We start from the raw sequence: 20,052 nt of genomic DNA, 5'->3' as shown, positions 1-20,052 counted from the left end.
GCATCTGGTCGATGCGCCACTGACCATGACCTTCGGCCATGGGGCTCGGCATCTCACAGGCCTAGCATCGGGGAATCCTTCGCTGCTGGAAGTTGCCGATGAAAACCCGTGCCCTGGTGATGTCCGTGCTGTTCGCGCTGGCGGCTACGCCCGCGCTGGCGCAGACTCCGCCACCGGGTGATGCCGCCGCCCCCGGCCTGCTGCGCATCGACGTCGATGCACGCGACCTGGCCCGGCGCATCTTCAAGGTGACCGCCACCGTGCCGGCCAAGCCCGGCCCGCTGACCCTGCTGTACCCGCAGTGGATTCCCGGCAACCATTCGCCCACCGGCCCGATCGACAAGCTGGCCGGCCTGCGCGTTACTGCCAACGGCAAGCCGCTGGCCTGGCAGCGCGACCAGTACAACGTGTACGCGTTCAAGGTGGATGTGCCGGCGGGCGTGAGCGAGATCGTCGCCCACTTCGATTTCCTGTCTTCGCAGGGCGGCAGCCAGGGCCGGGTGGTGATGACCCCGGAAATGCTCAACCTGCAGTGGAACGCCAATTCGCTGTATCCGGCGGGCGTGGACGCGCGCAACCTGCAGGCGCAGGCCAGCGTGACCCTGCCCAAGGGCTGGACCTACGCGACCGCACTGGAAACCGCACGCCGCGATGGCGACACCGTGGTGTTCAAGCCGATTTCCTATGACCACCTGGTCGATTCGCCGCTGTTTGCCGGTGAGCATCACCAGCGCATCGACCTCGACCCGGGCGCGAAGGCGCCGGTACATCTGAACGTGTTCGCCGACGATGCCAAATCGCTGAAGCCGACCGACGCGCAGCTGAAGGCGCACCGTGCGCTGGTGCAGCAGGCGGACAAGCTGTACGGCGCGCGCCACTACGACCACTACGAATTCCTGCTTGCGCTGACCGATCGCCTCGGCGGCATCGGCCTGGAGCACCATCGTTCCAGCGAGAACAGCGCCGACCCGGGCTACTTCACCGAGTGGGACAGCAACGCGTGGATGCGCGACCTGCTGCCGCATGAGTACACCCACTCGTGGAACGGCAAGTACCGTCGCGGTGCCGACCTGGCCACGGCCAACTTCAATACGCCGATGGGCGACAGCCTGTTGTGGGTGTACGAAGGGCAGACCCAGTTCTGGGGCCAGGTGCTGGCCGCACGTTCGGGGCTGTGGTCCAGCGAGCAGGCGCGCGACATGCTGGCCAACGTGGCCGCCACCTATGATCGGGGCCGCCCGGGCCTGGCCTGGCGACCGCTGCAGGACACCACCAACGACCCGACCATCGCCCAGCGTCGCACCCTGCCGTACCGCAACTACCAGATGAGCGAGGACTACTACTCCGGCGGGCAGATGCTGTGGCTGGAGGTGGAGGGCAAGCTGCGTGGGCTGACCGGCAACCGGCGCAGCCTGGATGACTTCGCGCGCGCCTTCTTCGGCGTCGGCAACGGAGACTGGGACGTCAATCCGTACACCTTCGATGACGTAGTGGCGACCCTCAACGACATCGCGCCGTACGACTGGGCGAGCTTCCTGCGCCAGCGCCTGGACGGCCACGGATCGCTGACCGGCGGGCTGGAACTGGCGGGCTGGAAGCTGGTCTACCGCGATGCGCCGAACGAGGCCTACAAGGCGCAGGAAAAGCGCGCGAAGGCAGCGCTGCTGGCCTACTCGCTGGGAGCGACGGTGCTCGACAGTGGCGTGGTCGGTGATGTGGTCTGGGACAGCCCGGCGTTCAATGCCGGCCTGGCACCGGGCATGAAGGTGATCGCCGTTGGCGGCCGCGAATACAGCAGCCAGCGCTTGAAGGATGCGGTGGCTGCGGCCGCCACTGACAAGGCGCCGATCACGCTGCTGGTCAAGCAGTTCGACCGCATCGACACGATGAAGATCGACTACCACGGCGGCCTGCAGTATCCGGTACTGGAGCGCATCGCCGGTCGCCCGGATCGCCTTGCAGAGCTGTGGAAGGCGCGATGAAGCTGCGCACGCGCGATGGGGTGATCCTGGTGATGGCCGTGCTGGCCATCATCGGCACCTACCTGGAGGGCGACGGGCGCTGGCTGCACTGGTTGGCGAAACCGGCAACCACGCTGCTGATCGCCGCCATCGCCTGGCAGGCGCGGCCGGCGGCCGATGCATTCTATCGGCGCGCGGTGCTGGCCGGCATGCTGTTGTCCTGCCTGGGCGACATCGCGCTGATGCTGCCGATCGACGCGTTCGTGCCCGGGCTGGTTGCCTTCCTGCTGGCGCATCTGTGCTACATCGCCGCGTTCCGTGCCGGCCTGCGCGCGGGCCGCGGATTGCTCGCTGCCTTCGTGCTGCTTGCCGCATTCGCTTCGATCAACGTCACCGGCCTGTGGCCGCATCTACCGCTGCCGATGCGTATTCCGGTGCTGGCCTATGTCGTGGTGCTGGCGCTGATGGCAGTGCTGGCACTGGCCCGCTACTGGAAGCGGCCACACGTCGACGCACTGGAAGCGGGCAGCGCGCGTTGGGCTGCCGCTGGCGCACTGCTGTTCGTGGCCAGTGATTCATTGCTGGCGTGGGATCGCTTCGGCGGTGGCCTGCCGATGGCCAGCCTGCTGGTGCTGTCGACCTACTACGCCGCGCAGTACGCCATCGCCCGCTCGGTGAGATAGCCCTTTTTCTACTGCAGGTTGCCCTTGGCGTCGTAGCGCAGGCGCACGGTCTGGCGGTCGCCGGCCACTTCATCCGGTAACCACACCAGCTTGCCGCCCTTGCGGATCACCACATACACATGGCCGACGTCGGCGGGCGTGCGCATCAGTGCATTGCGCCGTTCCTGCAGGGCCTGCGCCACGCGTGGAACGGCATCGAAATCGATGTTGGCCAGTGCAGTGCTGCTGCGGCGCAGGGTGATGGTCGGCGCGAACTGCTGCGGGTTCACCGCATCGCCCTTGCGCCATTGTCCACGGTGGTAGTGGTAACTATCCACGTGGCCCGGCTGCTGTGGATCGACCAGGTCGATGTCGATGCGGCCGTCGTCATGGAAGTGGATGCTGTGGAAAACGACCAGGCGTTCGCCGGCCAGTCCGGGCATCGCCTCCAGCGCCTGCCGTGCAGCCTGCAGGCGCTCGCTGTCGAGCAGCAGGTTCGGCCGCGCGCGCCTTGGCAGCGGCATCGGTTCGGGCGCCGCCCGTGGCGTTGCGATGGCCGCCGTGCGCAACGGTTGTTCCCATGGGTCTTGTTGCATCGCATCCGCAGGCACGGTCGATGCGGCGCCACGCAGGGTCGCTTTGACGGTCTGCAATGCGCCGCCCGCCGTGGCGGCACCGGCCAGGGCCAGCACCACCCCGGCGAACACCAGCGGCGTGGACACGGGCCGCTTCACGCGTGCTCCATGCGCACGCTGCGGCGATCATCCGGGTCGTAGAGGATGTCGACCTGCCCGCGAGGGACGTTGGCCAGTTCGAGCAGCGCAACGAAGCGGCGCACGCTGGCGTGCTGCACGTTGCCCTCGCGGTCGAGATATTCCAGCTTGAACTCGACCTGCGGTTGTTCGTTGACGTAGGTGCCGGTCTGGCGCACGTCGAGCACCCGCGCTTCGGCGCCGATACCACGGTACTTGAGGGCTTCGCCGCGCGCGTCGATCTGCAGGGTGCCGGCCAGCAGGCGCGCCAGCAGACGCAGGCCGATCAGGTAGCCGCACAGCACCAGCGGGCAGACCAGCAGCGGATGGCCGAAGCCCAGGAACGTCCAACCCATTCCATTGCTCTGCAGGCGATAGGCCATGACATACGCGGCAGCGACCACGACGATGCCGATCAGGCCGCCGATGGCGCGGCGCCACAGGCTGGCGCGGTCCAGCTCGGGTTGCGATCCCGCCAGCATCAGGTTGGGCGCGGAGCCCGGCGTGCGGCTGAGCAGCACCTCCACTTGGCTGCCCACGGTGAAGCGCTGCAGCTGTGGCTTGCTGTCGACCACGACCAGCGTTTCGGTGATCGGCGTGCCGGACAGATTGTCGAAGGCCAGCTGCAGCCGCCACTGCGCGAAGCCGCGCACCTGCACGCCGGTCTGTTCGGCCTGCTCGATGCGTGCGCTGCGTGGCGTGCCGTCGGCCAGGATGCCGCGCACACGTTGCAACGCACGGGGTGGCGCCAGCAGCAGGTAATGCAGGAAGGCGTACAGCAGCACCAGCCACAGCGTCAGCGACGTCGCCAGCAGGCCCAGTGCCAGCCAGGGCGCGCTGCGGTCGCCCGCTTCCAGCGGCCAGCTGGTGCCGAAGTAGAGCAGGCAGGGGAAGGGCAGCGCGAAGAACAGCATGAGCGCGCCCAGGAACCAGAGATAGGCTTTCATGACTCGCCTTCGACGCCGTGGAACAGGCGGCGTAGGGTACTACGCTCAACGGAATTGCAGGGTCAGCAGGAAGTAGCGCCCCAGCGGATCGTCCAACCCCGGCATCTGCCCGCCGCTGCCGACCAGGTGGTTCACCGGCTGCGTGTCAAGCAGGTTGTGCACGTCCAGTGCGGCAATCACGCGCGGGCTCAGCCGGCGTGCCAGATGCAGGTTCCAGCGCAGCTGCGCCGGGTTCATGCAACGGCCCTGGTCATGCTGTTCCTGCGCGCACGCTTCACCGGCCAACCATGCGCGGGTGCGGCCGACGCGGTTGCCTCGCAGGGCGATGTCCCAGGACGGGTTCTGCCACTGCACGTTGAGGATGCCCGCGTTCGCCGGCGTGGCATGCCCGCGCAGGTCCACCGATTCGCCGTGGCCGCGATCACGACGCAGCTCCTGCTGTTTCAACGCATCCAGCGAGAACAGCCACTGCCCGTTGCGGCCGGTATCCACCCGGTACTCGCCGCGCAGCACCCAGTTGCGCGAGGTGGTGCGGCCGATGTTGTCGAATGACAGGCGAAGATCACGCAGGCGACCCTGCTCGTCCAGTTCCCAGGTGCCGGGATTCCACAGTGCATCGCTGGGCTGCAGGGCGAGGATCTCGTTGCGCAGTTCAACGATGTTGTGGGTCAGTGACAGCGAGAAGGCATCATTGGGTGTCCAGCTGGCGGCCAGCGAGTGGCTGCGCGAGGTCTCGGCTTTCAGCCCATCGTTCTCCACCACCTGCACTTCCACGGCGCAGCCGCCATCGCGCAATGGGCGCGCGCACGGCGGCAGGGACTCCGAAGCGGGCAGGCCATACAGGCCGAAGTAGCCCGGCGGCCGCCGGCGCTCGAAGATGCTGGGAGCGCGGTAGCCGCGGCCACTGGCCAGCAGGAACGACCAGTGCGGGCTGGGGCTCCAGCGCAGGCCGGCACGTGGCGAAAACGCAGTGTCACCGCCATCGCGGTCCAGTCGCGCGGCCACGTCCAGGCGCAGTGTCGGCGCCAACGGCAGGCCCACTTCGGCGTAAGCGGCGTTGCTCTGCCGCGACAGCCGGCGTTGCTCCATCGGCAGTCCCAGCGCCAGCTCGCCCTTGCCCAGCAGCGGATCGGGCAGCGAGGTCCAGCGCTCGCGGCGCAGATCGATACCGGTGGCCAGTTGCGCAGCACCACCGGGCAGTGTCATCAACGTGCGCTGCGTGCCCCACCAGCCCTGCCACTGCTCGGTACGTCCGCGGTTGTGGATGGCCGGGAACAGCTCCTCTGCCAGCCCCGCCGGCAGGGTGGAAAATCCGGGCAGGAAGTCCAGCGTGCGTGCTGCTTCCAGCAGGCGTTCGCTGCGCACGGTGCCTTCGGTGCGCAGGTCCACCTGGCTGCGCTGCGCGCTGAGGCCAGCATCCCAACTGCGGCCGGCGCGCTCACGGCCCATGCCGACACTGAGGTCGCCTTCGGTGGCATGCACGCGTGGGCGTACTTCGCCGCCTTCCTGCAGGACCACGTTGAGGATCGCGCCACGGCTGAAATTGAGGGCGACGGCGGTCGGGCCCAGTTCAAAACGCTGGCGGTTGTGGCTGGCGCGTGCTTCCACGTAGGCGTAACGTCCGTCACCGCGCTCGTGGCGATAACGCAGGTAGCCGGACAGCGTTTCCGACGCCGGTTGCAGCGAGCGCGGGCGCGCGTTGTCGAACCAGCAACCGTCGTCTTCGTTCTGAAGTGGCGGATGGCACTGCGTGGCCGGGTAGTAGTCGCCGTTGGGCATGATCAGCCCGATCGGGTACAGCGAGGTTTCCGCATGCCAGTCGCGCTGGTCACCGGCCACATGCTGCAGGCGATGCAGATCGATGCCGGCGAACCAGCGGTCGCCGCCTTCGCGCACGCCGCCCGTGGCCGCCTGCAGTCGGTACTGATCGCCATCGCCACGGCTGCTGACACCCGATTGCAGCGTGGCTTCCGGTCCCTCTGCCTGGTCACGCAGAATGATGTTGACCACGCCGGACATCGCATCGGCGCCGTAGATGGCCGAAGCACCGCCACGCACCAGCTCGATGCGCTCGACGAAGCTGAGCGGAATGCCTCCCAGGTCGGTCAGTCCGCCTTCCTCCAGCGACACCATCGGATAACGCGGCAGGCGCCGGCCGTTGACCAGGAACAGGGTGGCGCGTGGGCCCATGCCGTCCAGGCTGGTGGTGGCGGCCGCGCCGACCGGCAGGTACAGCGAGTCGCCGCTGCGCGAGGTGCTCAATGGCGGATGACCGTTCATGCCGGGCAGGTGGCGCAACAGGTCGAACAACGTGCCGTAGCCGCTGCGCAGGATGTCCTCGCGATCGATCACCGTTACCGGCAGCGTGGTCTGCACGGAGGTGCGCGGCAAGCGGCTGCCGGTGACATGGATCGGCGCCAGTTCCACCTGCACCGGCTTGGCTGGGGCGGGCGGCGGTGGCTGTCGTACCGGCTGTGCGACCACTGCGGGTGGGGCAGCGTGCCGGCGCACCACGAATCCGCCGCTGGGGGTCTGCAGGATGTTCACCGGCATGCCGGCGGCCAGCTGCTTCAGTGCCGCGGCCGGCGCCAGCGAGCCGGCGACACCGCCGGTACGCAGGCCGGTCAGTTCACGTGCGTCGAACACCAGGGCAATGCCACTCTGGCGTGCCCATTGCTGCAAGGCCGGCGGCAGGGCGCCGGGAGCGATCCGGTACTCGACCTGGGTGACGGCTTCTGCCGCCGCCACCGTCGCCGCGACGCCGGGCACCAGCACAACGCACAGCAGGGCCTGCAGCAGACCCCAGCGCAGCACGTCCCAACGAAGCACGTTCCAACGAAGCACAGCCGGCGCCGGCATCGGCCGTAGCCTCAGTAGGTGCGGCGCAGTTCCAGCGCGCCATCCGAGCGCGGCTGGCCAGCAATGGACCACCCCAGTTCCAGGGCGGAAAGCAGTTCATGCGCATCGCCTGCGCGGAAGGTGCCGCTGACCGCGAGGTCGGCGATGTCCGGGTCGGCGACCACCAGTGGCGTGGTGCCATAGCGGTTCATGCGTTCGACCACAGTGGACAGGGGCGTGCCGTCGAACACCAGCCTGCCCTGCGGCCAGGCCTCGGCGGCGGCAGTCGAGGACAGCTGCGGGCCGGGTTGGATCTTGCCGGAGGCCAGGACCTGCAGCTGCTGGCCCGGCGAGAGCGTGTGCTGCGCGCTGCCACTGGTGACTTCCACCACGCCTTCCAGCAGCGCGACCTCGACCCGGCCGTCAGCCAGGCGTTCAACCTGGAAGGTGGTGCCGATATCGCGGATCGAGCTGCCGCCGGCCTGCACCCGCAGCGAGCGCGATGACGGTTCGACCTGCAGCTGGATGCGGCCGTGTTCCAGCGCCAGTTCGCGCTTGCGCCAGCCGAAGCGTGCGGTCAGCGTGGTGCCGGCGTCGAGCGTGGCGATGCTGCCATCGGCCAGGGTGCGCTGCTGCGGCAGCAGGCTGGCGTTGGCGTAGGTCAGCGGTGTGGGATTGCCATCGGTGTACAGCATCCAGCCCAGGCCAACGGCCAGACACACGCCTGCAGCGGCGGCGACACCGGGCAGCCAACGCCGCTGCGGCCGGCGTGCCGCACGCGCGGCGGCGGTGCGCAGCCACGGGTCGCTGGCCAGGCCGGCGCTGCGCTGGTGCAGCTTCTCGGCCTGTACCCACGCGCTGACATGTGCCGGATCCTCGGCCAACCAGTCCTCGAAGGACTGCCGTTCCTCGGCGCTGCAGTCGGGGGCGTCCAGCCGGGCTACCCAGGCGCTTGCGTGTTCAAAAAGCAACGTGTCATCCCTGTTGTCGTTGCGGATCATTCGGCATCTCCATCATTGTGGAGAGGATCGGGGCCCAGCTCCTTGCGCAGGCCCTGCAATGCACGGGCAATATGTTTTTCCACGGTCTTGGCGGTGATGCCGCAATGCCGGGCGATCTGTGTATAGCTCATCCCGGTGATGCGGTTGAGCAGATACACCTCGCGGGCACGTTCGGGCAGCTTGAACAGTGCCTGGCGCAGCAGGGCGAGCATCTGCCCGGATTCTGCCTGACGCAGCGGATCAGGAGAAGCACTGGCGGCTTCTTCGTTGCCGTCGCGTTCGGTCAGCGACAGGTGGTTGCGCGATTGCGGCGAGCGCCCGCGGTCTGCCAGGCGGTTGCGGGCGATGCGGTACAGCAGCAGCCGCAGCTCCTCGGTGCCGTGCGCGCGGTAGCGGATCAGGCGCTCCATGCAGTCCTGGGCGATGTCCTCGGCATCCTCGGGGCCGACACCGCGGGCGCGCAGGAAAGCGCACAGCGGCGCGCGTTCCTCGCGCACGAATGCGATGAAGGCATCCGGGACCCCGGGCAGATCCGGCGCAGGACGGAGCAAAGGGGAGGGCGCGGACAGGGGAGGGCCTCGGACGACGATGACGGACGCGTCGCCGAGTTTTACGCGACGGTGACCGGATGGGGAAGCCCACGTTTCTCCCGCATTTCCATTGTGAATGCATTCATGTTTTTTCTCGCCGTCGACTGGGGGCGTCGCGCCCGCTGCTGCGTTCTGCTTTCGACCCGCGTGGTGCGGGCGGAGAGAGAGAACGCAATGAAGCATTCGAAGTTGAGCATCGCCCTGGCAGGCCTGGTGGGTATCGCGACCCTGGGCCAGATGGATGACGTCATGGCAATGAATTATCACGTGCAGGGCGATCGCGTCGTGCTGAGTGGCGGTGTCACCGTCGCCGACGTCGTCGCGCTGCCGGCGCTGCTGGCCAAAGCGCAGGCCGAAGGCCGCCCGATCCGCGAAGTCGTGCTGCGCACCTCCAATGGTGGCGCGCTGATTGCCGGTGAGTGGCTGCAGGGCGTGATCCGCACCAACGGCCTGAACACCATCGTGTCCGGCCACTGCATCTCGTCGTGCTCGATCATGCAGTCCGGTGGCGTCGAGCGTTACCTGGCCGGTGACCTGCCGCTGGTCGACTCGGTGCAGATCCACGCCGCCAGCAGCGGTGGCAAGGTGATCTACACGCCGTCGCCGCGGATGACCGAGATCTAGATCTACACCGGCAACTACGGCGGCGGCATGGATGCCGGCCTGCTGCACAAGGCCATGTACGAGGTGGTGCAGCCCAACGGCCTGCTGGTGTTCCGCGATCCGGCCCGGACCACCGGCCCTTCGGTCACCTTCGATCCCGATGGCAGCGGCCGCAGGCTGGAGACCTTCCCCGGTCAGGACATCTACAGCAACAACATCATCACCGCCGCCGGTTACCGCGATCCGGGCGACACCCTGACGGTCACCGGCAATGTCAGCGGCGACATCAACCCAGGCTACCTGCGCACTGCGCGCCAGCTGCAGGCGTTCGTCGATGACGACTTCGCGCGCTGGAACGATACCGATTTTGCCACCACGTACATCAACCAGGCCGTCTCCATCTACAACGCGGCTGCACGCGGTCCCAACGGCATCGGCACCTTCTCGGTACAGGACTTCCTCAGCGATCCGGGCATCCAGGCCGACCTGCTGGCGAGCCTGCGCCTGTCGGAGCTGGACGCCTCCACGCTGGGCAATTCGGCTGGCGTGATCCGCGTCGCCAAGGGCGGCACCTGGCGCACCGCCGAAACCACCGGCGCCGATTTCATGCTGGTGGAGAACGGCACCATCGCCCTGGAAGGCGGCGCATTGCGCACCCCGGAGCTGCGCGTGCTGGCGGCCGGCATGGTGGTCGGCCACGGCGACATCGCCTCGGTTGCCACCGACTCGAACGCACTGCTCGATGCCACCGGCCCGTCGTACCGCGAGGATGGCTTCAACCGCCTGCGCGTGTACGGCACCCTGATGCCGCGTGGTGGTGACCTGGTCACCCACGGCTACGTCAACATCATGCCGGGCGGCAAGGTGCTGTTCGACGTGACTGAAGCCGGCGGCTCCCAGACCGGGCGCCTGCGTGTGGGCGACTTCTACGACAGCGGCGCCAACGAGGGCGCGCTGGTCATCTCGCCGGGCGCCCACCTTGAACTGAACGTGGCGCAGGGCTTCTACGCCGGCAACTATCAGCGTGAGCTGGTCAGCGGCCCGATCTACCAGGGCGGTTTCACCGATGCGGTGCGCCTGGGTGACACCGGCTATACGGCCAGCATCACCGACGGCGAGGTGTTCCGGCCGCGCCACAATTCGCTGCTGAGCTTCAACATCAACCAGACCGCCGAAGGCCTGTCGCTGACCGCCAACCCGGGCTTCGACCAGCTCGCGCAGCTCACCGGCAACAATGGCAACGATGGACTCGGCCGCGCACTGGCCACTGCCGGCCAGCGCCAGGATGCCGGCCTGAAGCCGCTGCTGGGGGCGCTGCAGTTCGCTGACCGCGATGTGATCGCCCAGCAGGCCGGTGCACTGCGTGGTGATGGCCACGCCAGCCTGCGCCTGGCCGACAACGCGCTGGTTGGCAGCATCGGCAGCGTGGTGCAGCAGCACCAGGCCGCACGACGCAGCGGCAGCGGTGACGCCGGTGGCTTGGCGGCACAGGCCGCGCAGGCGGCGTCGGCGCAACCGGGCATGGCCAACGGCAGCCTGTTCAACCAGTTGGCGATGCATCTGGTGGAGCCGGCGGGGGCGGGCGGTGGCAGCAGCACCAACTTCGGCGACGAAGCGCCGCGCAACCACGGCTTCTGGGGCCGGGGCTTCGGCAGCCATGGCCGCATCGATGGCGAGAGCGGCGTGGCCGGCCTGAGCCATACCGTAGGCGGCATCGTGCTCGGTGCCGATACGCAGCTGGCCGATGACCGGGTGACGCTCGGCGTCAGCGTTGCCGCCGCGGACATGTCGACCAAGGGCCGCGATGGTTCCGCGTTCACCGGCGACGTGCGCGCGCTGGATGTGGGCGGTTACCTGGATGCCACGTATTCGCGGGGTTACCTGTCGGCCTCGGTGCGCTATACCGATCTGCGCCACGACACCCGCCGCAGCATCGACGGCATCGACGGCCTGCAGGGCCCGTTGCGTGCCAAGTACAACAACGATGCCATCTCCGCCCGGCTGGAGCACGGCTTCTCGTTCACCACCGGCAAGGGCGTGGTGATCCAGCCGCTGCTGCCGGTGGTCGATTACGCGCGCACCTCGGCCACCCGTTTCAATGAAGGGCAGGGGGCCGGCGCACTGGTGGGGCGTGGTGACAGCCTGGAGAGCATCCGTGTCGGCGCGGGCCTGCAGCTGTTCAAGACCTTCGAAGGCAACAACGGCGAGCGCATCACCCCGCGCGCGCGCGTTGTGTGGCAGAAGGAACTGGGCGACACCCAGGCCCGTTACAGCGCCGGCTTCGCCGCTGCGCCGGACCTGGTGTTCGGTGCCAGCAGCCAGACCGTGGGCGAGCAGGTGCTGGCCTGGAACCTGGGTGTGACCAGCCGCGCCACTGATCGCCTGTCGGTGATGGTCGACTACGTGGGCGAGCGCCGCGACGGCCAGCTGCAGAACGGCGTGATGCTGGGCCTGGGCTATACGTTCTAAAGGCAGTACCGGCACCGGCGGCCATCGCGCCGCCGGTGCCATCCCCATCGGGGTGCGGGTGCGCTATGGTCGTGGCGGATTTCCGCGCAGGCCTTGCCATGCAGATCGCCGTTTTCAGTGCCCGTCCCTACGACCGCCGCTTTCTCGAGGAAGCCAACCAGCGCGAGGGGGCAGGGCAGGATTTCCAGTTCGTGTACTTCGACGCGGCGCTGGACGTGCACACCGCCGCGCTCGCGCAGGACTGCGCCGCCGTCTGCGTGTTCGTCAACGACCGGCTCGATGCGCCGGTGCTGCAGGCCCTGCATGCACTGGGCGTACGCGCGGTGCTGCTGCGCTGTGCCGGCTTCAACAATGTGGACCTGGCCAGCGCGAATGCGCTCGGCCTGTTCGTCGCCCGCGTGCCGGCCTACTCGCCGGAAGCGGTGGCCGAGCACGCACTGGCGCTGGTGATGACCCTCAACCGGCAGACCCATCGCGCCTACAACCGCGTGCGTGAGGGCAACTTCATGCTGGATGGCCTGCTCGGCCGCACCCTGCATGGCAAGACCGTGGGCATCGTCGGCACCGGCAAGATCGGGCTGGCCACCGCGCGCATCTTCCGCGGCATGGGCTGCACCGTGCTGGGACACGATCCGTATCCCTCGCCGGCGTTCGCCGGGATCGGCGCAATGGTGGAGCTGGACGAGCTGCTCTCGCGCTCGGACATCGTCTCGCTGCATTGCCCGTTGACCCCCGATACCCAGCACCTGATCGACGACGCCTCGCTGGCGCGGATGAAGCCCGGCGCGATGCTGGTCAACACCTCGCGTGGCGGCCTGGTCGATACCCATGCGGTGATCCGCGCGCTGAAGTCGCGCCGGCTGGGCCACCTGGCCATCGACGTCTACGAGCAGGAAAGCGCGCTGTTCTTCCAGGACCTGTCCGGCGAGATCATCGACGATGAGGCCTTCCAGCGCCTGATGACCTTCCCCAACGTGCTGGTGACCGGCCACCAGGGCTTCTTCACCGTGGAGGCGCTGCAGGAGATCTCGGCGATCACGCTGGGCAACCTGGCCGATTTCGCGGCGGGGCGGGAGTGTGGCAACCGGGTGGCGGCGGGTTGAGAGCCCGGGCGGGTGGGCGTTTGACGGCAATCGTCACGACCGCATTGACCGCAGGGGCAGGGCGACCGTAAAATCGCCTGCTTCGCCGGAATAGCTCAGTTGGTAGAGCGGCGCATTCGTAATGCGTAGGTCGTAGGTTCGATTCCTATTTCCGGCACCAGTTGTACAAAAAGCCCCGGCCCTGGTCGGGGCTTTTTTGTGCTCTGGTAGCGCCGGGCCATGCCCGGCGGAATGCGTGGTCCTCCAGTAGTGCCAGCCCATGGCTGGCAGCCCAGGATTTTCGAGCCGCGCGACCCACTCGCCCCAGCGGCTTCCCAAGTGCTTAGGTCCTGGCAGCGTTCCTGACCTGCAAACCGCAGCCGGCCATTCCTGTGCCATGGATACCCAGCCTTGCTTCAAGGCTCTCTCAGGGATTGGAAGGATGCACAGGTTCGGGGGAACTGCAGGCGGTGTGTCGGCCCGCTTTAGGGGATGTGGAGATCGAACTAGGAAGTGGGGAGCGTTAGGCACCTGGCTTTGCTGTGTGCTGCTGATCGGCTTTGGCTTGTCGTCAGCCGCAATCGCCCAGACAACGGTCACGTACATCCACACGGACGCGCTTGGCTCGGTTGTGGCCGAGAGCGATGCCAACGGCAACGTAATCAAGCGCTATGACTACGAGCCCTATGGCGCCGTGGTGGGTGGTCAGGTCACGGACGGACCGGGGTACACGGGGCATGTGAGTGATGCCACAACCGGGCTGAGCTACATGCAGCAGCGGTACATGGATCCGCAGTTGGGCGTGTTTCTGTCGGTGGATCCGGTCACGGCGTATGAGCAGCCTGTGGGGCAGTTCAATCGCTATCGGTATGCGAATGGAAATCCGTACAAGTTCACGGACCCGGATGGGCGGGCGGTTACATGCGATGAAAGGCGATGTTCTGGTGAGGTCAACACGATTGCCGATGCTCTAGCCCTGCCGGTAATTCTAACGGTGGCCTATGGTGGCCGGTTGCTCTCAAACGTGATTGATACGGTTCATCGAAATGAAGCGGCTGATCCATCCGACTCTACAGCAGGTTCCGGCGACGCAAAGCCCCCGGCCTTGCCGACGGATCTGGTTGGTGATCAGAGCAGCCCTTTGGCAGGACCGAACAAGAATGGTACGCGGCATACAAGTGGCAATCTGAAGCCGGATTTCGGCGGCACCGGGAACTACGACAGCGATCTCAAGACGCTTGCAGGGGACACAAGGCCTGCGGTTCGCGGAGACAGTGCTCCTCCCGGGGCACAGATTGGAGAGAATGGCGTTTTTGGTCGCCAGACAAATAGCTCCGGCGGCAAAAGCATCGACATCCCTGCAAATGGTAATAAGCCACATGAAACCCTACACTACGATTGAACAAGTCTCCGACGGCGTACGCTATTTGCCGCTGCAACTGCAGGGTGCGGACCTAGATAGATTGGCTGCTTTGCTCCGAGGGCATCGGCTTCTTGCATGCAGGATTCCCAAGACGCAGACAGCGAGGTCGGCTTGGCAGGTGATCTTGGATTTTGATCCGGATATGTCCCTTGAATTGACATCTTCCAGTACCGTTGCTCAAGGATGGGATGAATTTGGGACGATAAACGTCGAAGTTCTGTCGAGGGGTGCTGTTGAATCGACAAGCGAATGGGGCAATCTGGATTTGCAGGAAGACCTTGACGTTGTCCGCATCGAGATCGTGCGTTGGCAAGGCGACGGACTAATCGTTGACTCCGGCATTCGTTTGCATTTCGCCGATGGCCAGACCTTCTCGGCCGTGGCGTCGGAGGTGCCTGGAGCGCTTCTCTTGACCATGCCGGGAGAGGTAGCTCCAGCCTTTTGGCAGTTTCCTACAGGGGAATACTCTTTCGTCGCGATTGAATGAGCAAGATCGTTTTGTTCTGCCAGGCACATTCCCTCACTCCAGCCAGCCTCATGGCAGTCGCTGGCATTCGGCAATCGGCAATGCTGGGTCGTAGGTTCGATTCCTATTTCCGGCACCAGTTGTACAAAAAGCCCCGGCCTTGGCCGGTCCACCTCGAAACCCGGAGTGGGTGCAAGTCCACAGTTCACACCCTCACGCGGGCGATCCGCGCGCACATGCACATGGTCCCGACCCCAGTAGTGGTAAACGGATCGATACACCTCTCGCGGAATCGATGAGGAAGGGGGATGCCGGACTGAAAGATGGCTCGCTGAGGCATAGAGAAAATCGACAGGATCGAGGTGGTCCATGAGTCAGTTCATCCTGTTCGAGCAGAATCCTGCCGCAGAGGGAACATGGCGTGATGAACTGGCGTCAGCGCGGAACAGTGACTTCCTGGCTGGGGTTGCCGACCTCTACTTCCCTGGGGCAGAACAGGTAGTCAGTTGCGCCGCAGTTGCTGGGGATGCCAGTGATCTGATCAACGACGTCTACCTGCGCATCAGATCCAACTCGGATGTGGAAGGCTCGCGTATCGCCCGGCTGGTGAAGCGTGCGTTCGAGATGAACATCGGGTTCGTGTTCTGGGCTGGATCGGGCTACAGGGATCTGCCCGCCCTAGGATCCTATGCGGACTTTCTGCAGGCGCTGGCGGAGCAGGCTGAGCAACAGCCCGCTGACGTCTTCATGAAATGCATTCCGCATTGCGCCGGAAGTATCGGTTGATTTCGCGGGGATGACCGTGTCAGCCGACGGTGCACCATGAAAAAACCCCGGCAGTGCCGGGGTTTTCTCGTTCCATCACCGCGGCGGTCAGGCCTTGATGGTGGCCATGTCGATCACGAAGCGGTAGCGCATATCGTCATTCGCCATCCATCGTCTCGGGGCTTCAGTCCATCGACGTGGCATCCAGTTGTGCGTGATGGCTTGGGCGCATACTTGGATAGCAGATGAGATGCGTAGGATCTCGCTCGGAGGCTGAGAGTGTCTATTGATAGCGCTTTGTACGCAAAGCTGGTTGAGCTTGCGGAATCCCGCTCCTTGGCAACCTGTGGGGATGTCGCGCCATTGATTGGTCTGAACATGGACCGAGAAGAGGATCGTGAGGATATCGCGCGGCGACTGGGCGAAATTGTTCGCTTCGAGCATGCGAATGGGCGTCGAATGTTGACTGCCCTGGTGGTTCACAAGGGTGGTGACAACAACCCCCGGTGAAGGATTTTTTGCGGCAGCTGAAGGAATTGGAGCCTTTAGCGGTTCCAGGCATCAGCTCAAAAGGCTCACCTTCTGGGTCAACCAAGTGACGCTAGTTCACAACCATTGGTCTGAAACCGCGTAGTGCTCGGCTGAAGTCAAAGTCGGTTGCGGACGATCCGCATCCAAACACCGCCTCGCATCCTGTCCTAAGTTGCTCTTATCGTCACTTACCGACAACCCGCCCGATGTCATCCGCCCTTACCAAGCGCATTGTTCCCACTGCAGACCGCCGAGATCGCCCCTACGAGCTCAGGGATGCTCAGGTTCGAGGTCTTATCCTTCGGGTGCAGCCCTCAGGCCATAAAGCATGGATCGTGACCTGCACAGCCAGGTGATGCAGATAGTTCCGAAGGCTGTATCTATTGCGTAGACGGATCCAAGACCCAGTCCGGCAAGGATTACATCGGATCAACGGATGACATGGGGCGGAGGCAGCGCGATACTTCCGACGGAAGGGGCCGAAGTGGCGCTGAAGGAATTGGAAGCTATTCCAAAGGTGACAGGACGGGTCGTCAGAACCAAGAGCAGCAGGCTATAAATGATCGAGGTGGCAAAGAATATTTGGATAACAAGCGAAATGAGGTAGCTCCCTCTCGATGGGAGGAGCGAGATATCAGGCCACCAGAGAGGTAGCGTCTAAGTGATCAATGAACGCCCCATTCCGGATGCAGCCTTCGAGGATGAGAATGCAGTGGAGATGCTGCGTGTCTGGATTGCAGCAAAAGGGCTGCATTGTTCCATGAAGGTTGGAATGTATAGAGAGCAGTTTGAAGTGCCTGAGGAAAGGGCCTGGGGAAGAATTTTGGCAGACGTTGCACGGCATCTGGCGAACGCGCTGGAAACCGGGTACGGTGCTGATGCGAATGCCTCCCTTCGTGAGATACAGGAGTGCTTCAATAATGAGCTTGGCAAGAATTCACCTGCAATCAAAGGTGGTTTCATCGATCGTCCTTAAGTGATGCTCGTAGTAGCGTGGGTCGCAGGTTCGACTCCTGTTTCCGGCACCAGTTGCATGAAATGCCCCGGCCCTGGTCGGGGCTTTTTGTTTTGGCTGTACTGGAACTCTTTGATGCGAAAGGGGTTCGCTGCTACCGTGTCATGGCGTGCAATGCTGGCGGATGCAGTGGTGCGAGTGCGGAGGCGAGCATCGTTGTCCAGTATCCCCCGTCAGCTGCGCCGGACATCAGTGTTCCCGCGAAGTCGACCAATGGTAGCTACACCGTTACCTGGACCGGTATTGCGGTGGCAGAGCGTTATCTGCTGGAGGAGAGTGTAAAGGGGGGCGGCTGGGTCACAGTACAGGAGAATGACCTGAGCGCTCGGGCATTCGCTGGTAAGCCGATGGGTTTGTATAGCTATCGCGTGCGCGCAGTCAACGGCTCGGGTGCGGGGCCTTATTCGAGTACTGTTTCAGTGAATGTGATCGAACGTCCGAATCCGCCTTCGCTGTCCGGTCCAGTTGCTGATGAAGCCAATGGCTACGTGTTGAGCTGGCCAGCGGCAAGTGGTGGTGGTAGCCACAACTACGATCTGGAAAAGTCCACAAATGGCGGCGACTGGGTGCGGGTTTCATACGGTGGAGGACTGTCGGGCCGTCGTACTGCGCCTGGAATCGGGCTCCTATGCCTTCCGTTTGAAGGCTTGCAATGAGGCAGGTTGCAGCGACTACTCGAACATCGTGTCGCTCTACATTCCTCCCACGCCGATTCCCCAGACACCATCCATCATGTACTCGGCAAAAACCGAACGGCGCGTGGGTACGACGTTGACGGTCAGTTGCAGCGTGCGGTGGACCGTTTCCCCGGGGGCAACCAGTTATCGGCTGATGGCGGCTCCGTCGGGCCAGGTGCAATACACCGGACCGAACTATGAGCTGACGCGCGCTGGGTCGTACTACTGCGCAGCATCGCATGTCGTGCAGGCATGCAACGCAAGTGGGTGTTCGCCTTACTCGGCGCCGCCCTTCCCGCAGAAGAGGATCAACACGCAATTGTGAAGTGCGCGCGGTGATGCGCCAGCCGCATCACCGCTGCAGTGAAGACGCGGGTGTCCTCATCCGATCAACGCTGGCGGATAGTTGCGTCGGCGGCCGTCGATTGTTCGACTGAACGTACGCGGCACTGCTTCATGATGCCCCTAAAGGACTGAAAGAATGCGTAGGATCGAGATACATTCAGGCGGGCGGCCTGCCCGATTTGGAGGGATTGAAGGCCGCGTCGGGAAGCTGATGACGGACGTCACGTTGCGTTGCTGCATTCTGGTGATCGGGCTTGTCCTGTCTATCCCGGTGATGGCCCAGACGGTCACGTACATCCATACCGATGCGCTCGGATCGGTTGTGGCCGAGAGCGATGCCAACGGCAACGTGATCAAGCGCTATGACTACGAGCCTTACGGTGCCGTGGTCGGTGGTCAGGTCACGGATGGACCGGGGTACACCGGGCACGTAAGCGACTCGGCCACCGGACTGAGCTACATGCAGCAGCGGTACATGGATCCGCAGTTGGGTGTGTTCCTGTCGGTTGATCCGGTGACGGCGTATGAGCAGCCGGTTGGGCAGTTCAATCGCTATAGGTATGCGAACGGGAATCCGTATAAGTTCACGGATCCGGACGGGAGACAGAGTTGGAGTGACTTCCAGACCGGCTTTGAGAACGGAACACTTAATGCTTCCCGATACGAGCACGGATTTCCGTTGCATGCCAATTGGGCTGAGCAGACTGGCTATGCCATTGGTTCCGGTATCGTCAAGGGCGGGCAGTCCCATGCTGGTGGCATTCGAGCGCCGCCACTGCGTATGCAACCGCCGCGGACTGGGGTTGTTACTGTTGGTGCGGTCACCAAGCCAACGAAGTCGCCAGATATAAATCCAAAGGACATCGCGGGACGTACTGCGGGAGAGATCGACGGGATTGCAAAGCAGAGCGGTCTACAGCCCAAGGGCCCGGACCCCTCTGCTGGAAAAGGGGCCTACGTAGATCCAGTGAACGGTAATCAAAGGGTACTGGTACATCCCAACGCTGCCTGCGGCCCCCATTGTCATGTGAATGATGCTAGTGGCCAACGTTTGGATATCAATGGGAAGCATGTCGCTCCGGAGTCGCCGGCCGCGCATCTTCCCCTCAAGACAAAGTGAGATTCTGATGCACGATTGGACGCTTGTGGAAATACGAATCGACTGGGCTGCAAGCTCAGCGGTGCTCATTGCGCTGGACGAATGTTCTTTGAGCCGGTCGATATTCTTCAGAGGGCTGCGCGAATTCTCAGCTGATAGGCGAGAGCACTGGGGGCCAAGCAGTTCAATCAATGAGGCTTCCTGGGACGATTCGTCAACGGATGGCGGAGTTTCTTTGAAGGTTGAGATGCAGTCAGGAGGCATGATCAGCATCTCGGCCGCTGCAGCGGATATCGACGGCATGCCCTGTATGCCGGCGATAGGTTCGCTTTAGATTAAATCGCATGCGGACGATCCTCATCCAAACACCGCCTCGCATCCTGTCCTAAGTTGGCCTTATCGCCACTTACGGACAGTTTGACCGTTGTTTCCGGTGCAGCGATGGGCGCTGGTTCGGGTCGTCGCGCAGGGGCTGAAACTCTGGCAGAGGCACGTGCTGCACGTAATGCCTTGGCGGGAGAGTTGGCGCCGCTCAAAGGCCAAGCTCCAGCGACAGTGACTGCTGGTTACAACGTAAGAACAGGGGAAGTTGCTGCCCGTGCTTGTGGTGGAGGAACATGTGCCGAGGGGCACGTCGCGAAGGCGTTGGGCGGAATGCCGCCGGATGCGGCCCGTGGTCGGGCGAGGCGGGGGTGACCGTGTTGCATCCCGTGGCCGGTACGCCTTCCATATCTGCCCCTGGGTCGGTCAACGGGTTGACCTACACGGTGAGTTGGGGGGCGGTCGACCGTGCCATTTCCTACAACATTGAGGAATCGCTGCCGTC

Annotated in this window: 15 protein-coding genes, 1 tRNA gene and 1 pseudogene; 11 read left to right on the top strand and 6 right to left on the bottom strand. The window is 64.4% G+C overall.

What is annotated here, in order from left to right; translation table 11 throughout:
* Positions 1-98: 98 nt before the first annotated feature.
* Complete coding sequence (locus TEP_RS13740) at positions 99-1,982, top strand: M61 family metallopeptidase (RefSeq protein ID WP_132825642.1); 1,884 nt, start codon at positions 99-101, stop codon at positions 1,980-1,982.
* Entirely contained in the window at positions 1,979-2,644 is a 666-nt protein-coding gene (locus TEP_RS13735; RefSeq protein WP_132825641.1) for a lysoplasmalogenase, read from the top strand. Before TEP_RS13740 ends, TEP_RS13735 begins: the two co-directional genes overlap by 4 nt.
* Positions 2,645-2,652: 8 nt before the next feature.
* Here the strand turns inward: TEP_RS13735 and TEP_RS13730 are convergent, their stop codons facing one another.
* From TEP_RS13730 to TEP_RS13710, 5 genes are read right to left on the bottom strand one after another with little or no spacing between them, the layout of a single operon-like run.
* The gene (locus TEP_RS13730; RefSeq protein WP_132825640.1) at positions 2,653-3,357 is read right to left on the bottom strand and encodes a hypothetical protein; all 705 of its coding nucleotides are present in this window, start codon (positions 3,355-3,357) and stop codon (positions 2,653-2,655) included.
* Positions 3,354-4,322, bottom strand: a complete 969-nt coding sequence (locus tag TEP_RS13725) for a hypothetical protein (RefSeq protein WP_132825639.1) — start codon at positions 4,320-4,322, stop codon at positions 3,354-3,356. The genes TEP_RS13730 and TEP_RS13725 overlap by 4 nt, the downstream gene beginning before the upstream one ends.
* Positions 4,323-4,367: 45 nt before the next feature.
* Complete coding sequence (locus TEP_RS13720) at positions 4,368-7,151, bottom strand: TonB-dependent receptor (RefSeq protein ID WP_240790710.1); 2,784 nt, start codon at positions 7,149-7,151, stop codon at positions 4,368-4,370.
* Positions 7,152-7,192: 41 nt separating this feature from the next.
* A complete protein-coding gene (locus tag TEP_RS13715) occupies positions 7,193-8,161 on the bottom strand; it encodes a FecR domain-containing protein (RefSeq protein ID WP_117309814.1) in 969 nt (322 codons plus the stop codon).
* Positions 8,158-8,658 carry a sigma-70 family RNA polymerase sigma factor gene (locus TEP_RS13710; RefSeq protein ID WP_080149532.1) on the bottom strand — a complete coding sequence of 167 codons (501 nt, stop codon included), beginning with the start codon at positions 8,656-8,658 and terminating at the stop codon, positions 8,158-8,160. The genes TEP_RS13715 and TEP_RS13710 overlap by 4 nt, the downstream gene beginning before the upstream one ends.
* Positions 8,659-8,925: 267 nt before the next feature.
* Between TEP_RS13710 and TEP_RS13705 the strand changes: the two are divergent.
* The 6 genes and pseudogenes from TEP_RS13705 (at position 8,926) to TEP_RS13680 (ending at position 15,580) form a co-directional block, all read left to right on the top strand.
* Positions 8,926-11,823, top strand: a pseudogene (locus TEP_RS13705) (autotransporter outer membrane beta-barrel domain-containing protein).
* Between the two features lie 98 nt (positions 11,824-11,921).
* A complete protein-coding gene (locus tag TEP_RS13700; protein WP_132825637.1) occupies positions 11,922-12,926 on the top strand; it encodes a 2-hydroxyacid dehydrogenase in 1,005 nt (334 codons plus the stop codon).
* A gap of 84 nt (positions 12,927-13,010) precedes the next feature.
* Positions 13,011-13,086 (top strand) — tRNA-Thr (locus TEP_RS13695).
* A gap of 261 nt (positions 13,087-13,347) precedes the next feature.
* Positions 13,348-14,307, top strand: coding sequence for an RHS repeat-associated core domain-containing protein (locus TEP_RS19955; protein WP_240790707.1), 960 nt, complete (start codon positions 13,348-13,350; stop codon positions 14,305-14,307).
* Positions 14,285-14,815: a hypothetical protein gene (locus tag TEP_RS13685; RefSeq protein ID WP_132825636.1), complete on the top strand. Its 531-nt coding sequence runs from the start codon at positions 14,285-14,287 to the stop codon at positions 14,813-14,815. Before TEP_RS19955 ends, TEP_RS13685 begins: the two co-directional genes overlap by 23 nt.
* A gap of 348 nt (positions 14,816-15,163) precedes the next feature.
* Positions 15,164-15,580 carry a hypothetical protein gene (locus tag TEP_RS13680; RefSeq protein ID WP_132825635.1) on the top strand — a complete coding sequence of 139 codons (417 nt, stop codon included), beginning with the start codon at positions 15,164-15,166 and terminating at the stop codon, positions 15,578-15,580.
* Between the two features lie 87 nt (positions 15,581-15,667).
* On the opposite strand, the gene TEP_RS13675 is transcribed toward TEP_RS13680, so the two are convergent.
* Positions 15,668-16,003: a hypothetical protein gene (locus TEP_RS13675; protein WP_132825634.1), complete on the bottom strand. Its 336-nt coding sequence runs from the start codon at positions 16,001-16,003 to the stop codon at positions 15,668-15,670.
* A gap of 748 nt (positions 16,004-16,751) precedes the next feature.
* Here TEP_RS13675 and TEP_RS13670 point away from each other — a divergent pair.
* The 3 genes from TEP_RS13670 (at position 16,752) to TEP_RS19950 (ending at position 19,247) form a co-directional block, all read left to right on the top strand.
* On the top strand, positions 16,752-17,066 hold the full coding sequence (locus tag TEP_RS13670) for a DUF5076 domain-containing protein (protein WP_240790706.1): 315 nt from the start codon (positions 16,752-16,754) through the stop codon (positions 17,064-17,066).
* Between the two features lie 17 nt (positions 17,067-17,083).
* Positions 17,084-17,761, top strand: coding sequence for a fibronectin type III domain-containing protein (locus TEP_RS13665; protein WP_132825633.1), 678 nt, complete (start codon positions 17,084-17,086; stop codon positions 17,759-17,761).
* 502 nt (positions 17,762-18,263) lie between these two features.
* Positions 18,264-19,247 carry an RHS repeat-associated core domain-containing protein gene (locus tag TEP_RS19950; RefSeq protein WP_240790705.1) on the top strand — a complete coding sequence of 328 codons (984 nt, stop codon included), beginning with the start codon at positions 18,264-18,266 and terminating at the stop codon, positions 19,245-19,247.
* The last annotated feature ends 805 nt before the right edge of the window (positions 19,248-20,052 follow it).

Source organism: Stenotrophomonas sp. TEPEL, assembly GCF_004348785.1.
Lineage (GTDB): Bacteria > Pseudomonadota > Gammaproteobacteria > Xanthomonadales > Xanthomonadaceae > Stenotrophomonas > Stenotrophomonas indicatrix.
This window is presented reverse-complemented; position numbering and strand designations above follow the sequence as displayed.